An 812-nucleotide genomic window follows, 5' to 3' on the forward strand; every position below is an offset into this window, starting at 1 on the left:
TTTACTATTGGCTAATGCTCGGGCAAGAGAATCCGAGTAAGGAACCTCCAATACCATGCCGTTAAACCGATAATATTCAAAAGAATGTAACGCGTAACCTTTAATTCTTGCAGGTAAAGAATTAACATAAGATGGAAATATAGATACAAGCGAACTGTCAAACATTGAAGATGTTTTTAAATAATTCATATTAAACTCTCTTCTTACTCGTTCCGCTACATCGTATTTACATCCTCCCAATATTATTAATAATAAGAAAATTACCCCAATTGTAGTTTTCATCTTAATCCTGTTTTTTATAATTTACAATTTCATCTCTATAATCAAATTCATTACCAAATTTTGAGCTAAATTGTACTAAATTCCAAAATCCTGCCCACGACGCTTCAATTACCACGGGATGAGAATAACGTATAGAACTTACTCGACTTGTAACGAATAGCCAACTTTTAAATTCAGGAGGAGTAATATAAGCTAATCCCTTATAACCAAAAACTGATTTATTCTTAGGAATATATGTTGCCTTCTCCACGAGGATATCACTTTTTCCGTAAATAAAGTCAGCCATACGCCCTTTTCCCTTATCTACATACATGGTATAACTAGTTTTATCTTCCACGTATTGGGTCATCGCGTACTTGTACCCCAAATCATCCATCACCTCCAGGGCATTATTCCTGTCGAAATAAGCGGTTGGCAAGCCAACTTTCCGCCATTCCCCTATACCTGAAATAAAAAAATCTTTTGTTGAAATTCCTTTCTTTGATATCTTGTTGGAATATTTATTTAAAATATTCCTGTCCGGGGTTCCG

At 34.7% G+C, this 812-nt stretch carries 2 protein-coding genes; both read right to left on the reverse strand.

From position 1 onward, the window contains the following. Nucleotides 1–282 (reverse strand): hypothetical protein (locus PGR74_RS14095; protein WP_270517378.1); only part of this gene is annotated, 282 nt, incomplete at its 3' end. Between the two features lies 1 nt (nucleotide 283). After that, the coding region (locus PGR74_RS14100; protein WP_270517397.1) for a hypothetical protein at nucleotides 284–812 on the reverse strand (529 nt) is incomplete at its 5' end.

It is taken from the genome of Sanguibacteroides sp. AM78-02pH3A (assembly GCF_027666085.1).
Lineage (GTDB): Bacteria > Bacteroidota > Bacteroidia > Bacteroidales > Marinifilaceae > Gabonibacter > Gabonibacter massiliensis.